4 protein-coding genes are annotated in these 4,229 nt (G+C 40.5%); all 4 read right to left on the bottom strand.

Features of this window, described 5'->3' with window-relative positions:
* Positions 1–273: 273 nt before the first annotated feature.
* The gene (locus tag IGQ44_05385; protein ID HIK37406.1) at positions 274–1,173 is read right to left on the bottom strand and encodes a hypothetical protein; all 900 of its coding nucleotides are present in this window, start codon (positions 1,171–1,173) and stop codon (positions 274–276) included.
* Positions 1,174–1,239: 66 nt separating this feature from the next.
* Entirely contained in the window at positions 1,240–2,166 is a 927-nt protein-coding gene (locus tag IGQ44_05390) for a hypothetical protein (GenBank protein ID HIK37407.1), read from the bottom strand.
* A 52-nt stretch (positions 2,167–2,218) separates the two neighbouring features.
* A complete protein-coding gene (locus IGQ44_05395; GenBank protein HIK37408.1) occupies positions 2,219–3,856 on the bottom strand; it encodes a hypothetical protein in 1,638 nt (545 codons plus the stop codon).
* 16 nt (positions 3,857–3,872) lie between these two features.
* Positions 3,873–4,229: hypothetical protein (locus IGQ44_05400; protein ID HIK37409.1), on the bottom strand; the 357-nt coding region annotated here is incomplete at its 5' end.

A 4,229-nucleotide genomic window follows, 5' to 3' on the forward strand; every position in this document is an offset into this window, starting at 1 on the left:
GAGGGTTTTTGGTAATACTCCCACTACCACCACCACTGCCACGGGGAAGAGGTTGTGGTTTAAAAGTCTCTTGGCATCTTCCCTGTTACAGGCATGGGGGATGACTAAACCCCCCTCAAAAGTCTTTGCCTAATTTGGTTTTTACCCTCGGTGACTGTTGTCTGTTAATCCCTAACATCCCCCTCACATAAATTCACCTGCCGTCTTAAAAATTCCTAGGCGTTTGCTATTTCCTGTTATTACCGGAGGAATTTACAACAGAAGGTCATCCGTCTATCTGTCTATTAGTCTCTCAAAAATTGCCACCAAGTATTGACTGTTTTCTGTTATTTCCTCATATCTTTCCAATACAAATTCGCCTATTTGTTGCCACTGTTTACCTTCCTGGGAGATATTTATCCTGTTGGTTTCCAGAAGGCTTATTAAATCTTCGGCGATGGCGGCAAAGATTTCTTGGTATTTATCTTGCAGTTGATTGGAGTTATCCCCGTAGAATTGTAGTAAGAAGTTGGTAGTTTCTTTTATGCTTTCTAGATACTCCTCAGTGGAATTTTGAATTGTATCTGCCATTGCTGCCAATTCTTGGGTGATTTCTCCTTCTTGGCTGTCTAGGAAATTCAATATCCTCTCCTGACAAATCTCTTCTAATCCTTCCTGAATACTATCAACTTCTTCCTGACAATTTTCTACAGCGGGGAGGAGGGTTTCCGTCAGAAATTGTGTCAAGTTATTGAAATGGTTTTCTAAGGAGGGTTTAACCTCATCCACTGTTTGATTGAAATCCGTCACTGCTTCTTGTAGTTTTTCCAGGTAACTATTGATTTTTTCGCTGGTAGTAGCCATTTTTTGGATGAGATTAATTGTATCTTCCTTTCTCTGTTTCCCAAGGTTTTGTATTTCCTGGAGGAAGTTATCTATTTTGGCTTCCAGGTTATTTAAAGAAGCCATCATCTCCTCCACTTCCTCCGCCGCTTCATTGGCTATTTCCTCTATTTCCTCTAGCAAAGACTCGCCGGCGTCAACCAGAGTGGAAAAGTTTTCCTCGGCTGCCTCTTTACTTTCCTCTAACAATTCTTCTAACTCTTCTATTTGGCCTTCAATTTCTTGTTTCTCTGCCTCAAAATCTAACAAATTTTGCTGGACAATATTGACAATGTCTAATAGTGTCACCATGACATTATTCTCCTTAGTAGTGGTTAGGCAATAGAAAGTAGGCTGCGAGGGGTGGAGTTTGGCGGGTTATATGTTTAAGGATTCTTTAGCTTTTTCCAAGTCGGTGATGAGTTGTTTGAGAGGGGGGAGAAGGGATTCTAATTGTCTGACGGTTTGGTGGAAAGACTGATGGTGGTTTTCAATTTCCCCCTTAGATTCTTCCAAGTGTAGTAGTTGGGATATGCTGTCTGCAAAGTCATCAATGGTGTTTTTGACTGACTCTTTTATATCAGAGATGGTTTGTTGGTTTTCCTCTTTTAATTCCTGGATTCTGGTTTCTATCTCTTCAAGGCTTTCTTCTATTTCTTCCTCTAAATTTTCCTGCAGTTGGCTTATTGTCTGGAATATTTCCTCTTCCAGAGATGATTCAATAGAATCCCGGAGTTGTTGAATGTTATTGTCAATGGTTTGATAGTGGGATTGAGTGGTTTGTTGGAAGGCGAGTATTTTTTGTTGGAGGGTATCGGTTTGTTGTTGTATTTTCTGCCAAGCTAATTCTAGTTGGTTATAGTTGTCTTCTACTGTTTGCCATAGTTGGTTAAATCCCTCAAGAGTGTCGTTTAATAGTTGTAGGTGTTGATTTTGAATCCTCTGTAATTGATTTTCAAACTGCCGAAAGTATTGGTTAACACTGTCGATGAGGGGTGACATTTCCTCTTCTTGTTTACTGATGATGCTATTAAGTCTTTTTAGTTTCTCGGCTACTGTTACTATTTTTTGTTGGAGGGGGGTTTGTATTTGGTTTATCGTCTGTGGCAGGGTGTTGAGTTTTTCTTGTGTCTGCCTTAGAAGTTTGAAAATTTCCTCCTGTTTCAACTTGTTGTCTTCTCTGGCTTGATGGATTTGTTGTTGAATAGCAGCCAGTCTCCCCGTCATCTCCTCCAAATGGGAGGGAAGTTGTTGTCTCATACGAGAAAGATACTGCAAGCCAGCAATCAGTGTTTCCGTTGTCATCTGTTTTCACCTCCTTTATAGGGATTGATGTGAATCTTTCCCCTCGTTGTCGTCAAACATGGATATTTTGTAGTTGCTGCTTCATTTCTTTGGCAATTTCACTGGCGTATGCCAAGTCTTGGGTTATCTGTGTTAATTGTCTGAAGCAATAGGCAATCTCTTGGATTTGGTGAGAGTTTTCTTGTTGTTGTTGCACTGTTTCAGTTAGTTTGTCTAATATCTCTGGGAAAGTGTCGTCTATGTTGGTTTTGACAGCGTCTTCTATTAAGTTTTCCAAGTTTTCTATTAGGGAGGAAGTAGTTGTCTGGAAATCTTCCTGCCACTGGATATTACTATCAACAAACCGATTGGTGGCAGCTGTTATGCCGTGGTGGATTTGTTGACAAATATCTTCTAATTCGCTAGTGGTGGTGTCAGCTATATGAGTAGCTACCTCTGCCACTGTTTGTTTTATTTCTGATTCCCCCTGTTGGAGGGTTTGTATCAGACTATTGATGTTTTCTTCTGTCTCCTCTTTCTGTGTTTCTAGTTGGGTATTAATGTTGTCTAACAGTTGTGGCAAATGGGAGAAGGAGGAGTGGAGATTTTCCATCACTTCTGTCAGTTTTGCTGTAAGGGAGGCATCTTCATCTTCAGTATCCTGTTGTAGAAGCAGACGGATAATGTGGATGATTCTGTCAAGGTTATCTTGGAAAAATTGTTGTTGGGAATTCATTTGACTGATTGCTTCCTCGGTGGTGTTAGTGGCTTCTTCATCAACTTGTTGAAGAGTTTGAGACAATTGTTGCATTGTCTGCTGAAAGTCTTGTAATTGTTGCAGGGTTTCTTTTTCCTGACTGTCAATTGCAGCCTCTGTTTCTGTGGCTTTTTCAGTTAAATCCTCACTAAGATTATTTAGCTGTTTTCCACTGTCTTCTAATTCCTCGGCTTGTGTTTCTGACTTCCCTGCCAAATCGGCTATAGCCTTTTCCAACTCCTTCAGTTTAACACCAATTTCTTCTATTTTTTGTAGGGCATTTTGGATATTTTCTGCTATTTCTTCAGTGGCGGGGGTGGAGGTTTTTTCACTGCCATCCCCTTTGCCTTTTGCCGGCGGTTTGCCAGAAGAGGATTTATTATCTCTATCCCCTTTTTCTGACTTGCCTTGAGGGGGGGAGATTTTATCTTCCCTATCTTGTCTTTCCCACTTGCCTGATGAAGATGAATCTTTCCCCTTGCCGGTGTCTTTGGTATTATCCTCAGTTTCTCTGCTTTTTCCGCCTATAGCAACTTCATTAGTTTTGTCTACCTGGTTGTTATGGAAACCCCTGTCTTGCTTGTCTGTGTCATTGGTGTCGGGGTGGCTGGTTTCAGTGTGGCGGGGGGTATCCGTTGGCTTTATAGTTTCCAGTTTAGCTTGTGCTTGTTTTATTTCTTCCTCAGTGGGGGTTTCCCCTTTTGCTACTTTGTTAGCTAGTTTACTGATATATTCCCCCACACTTTGGAGTTTAGCACCTTCTTCTCCTTGTAATTGTTTTGCCAGTGCCAACAAATCCTGACTATTTGTTTGTAGTTGTTGGGCAACATCTGCTAGATTCTGGTTATCGTAGGCGGCTTTGCCTTTTAATCCCATTCCCAGAATGCTGCCTAATACCCCCAAACCAGCAATACTGGATGCTACTATCTTTTTAGCCTTTTCGGCAATATCCATAGTTGTCTCCCCGTTGCTATTCTATAGATTTGACTGTTTCTAGATTGTCTTGACAAACCTCATTTATTTCCCTCAACCTTTCGGCATTTTCTCTAAGAGATTCTGTAACTGCCGACAGATTGCTAGTTAGATTTTCACACTGGTATTCTATTGTTTCGTTGATAGTATCCACCAGGTTTTTAGTAGACTCTAATTTTGAGAGTAATTCTCCCAGTATTTCTGTGTTTAGATTATTTTGTATTTCCGTTATCACTGTTTGGTTTTGTTGTTTCACTATCTCTCTTAACTGTTTATGTTTGTTATTAAGGGTTACCCTAAGGGTTTTTATTTTTTCCCTCAATAGTCTTTCACTGTTTTGCCAACCCACTTCAAA

This window comes from Geminocystis sp. M7585_C2015_104 (assembly GCA_015295805.1).
Lineage (GTDB): Bacteria > Cyanobacteriota > Cyanobacteriia > Cyanobacteriales > Cyanobacteriaceae > DVEF01.

Bases quoted from the DNA above. Each gene is read 5' to 3' on its own strand.
- IGQ44_05385 (HIK37406.1), bottom strand. From the start codon at position 1,173: ATGGTGACACTATTAGACATTGTCAATATTGTCCAGCAAAATTTGTTA.
- IGQ44_05390 (HIK37407.1), bottom strand. From the start codon at position 2,166: ATGACAACGGAAACACTGATTGCTGGCTTGCAGTATCTTTCTCGTATG.
- IGQ44_05395 (HIK37408.1), bottom strand. From the start codon at position 3,856: ATGGATATTGCCGAAAAGGCTAAAAAGATAGTAGCATCCAGTATTGCT.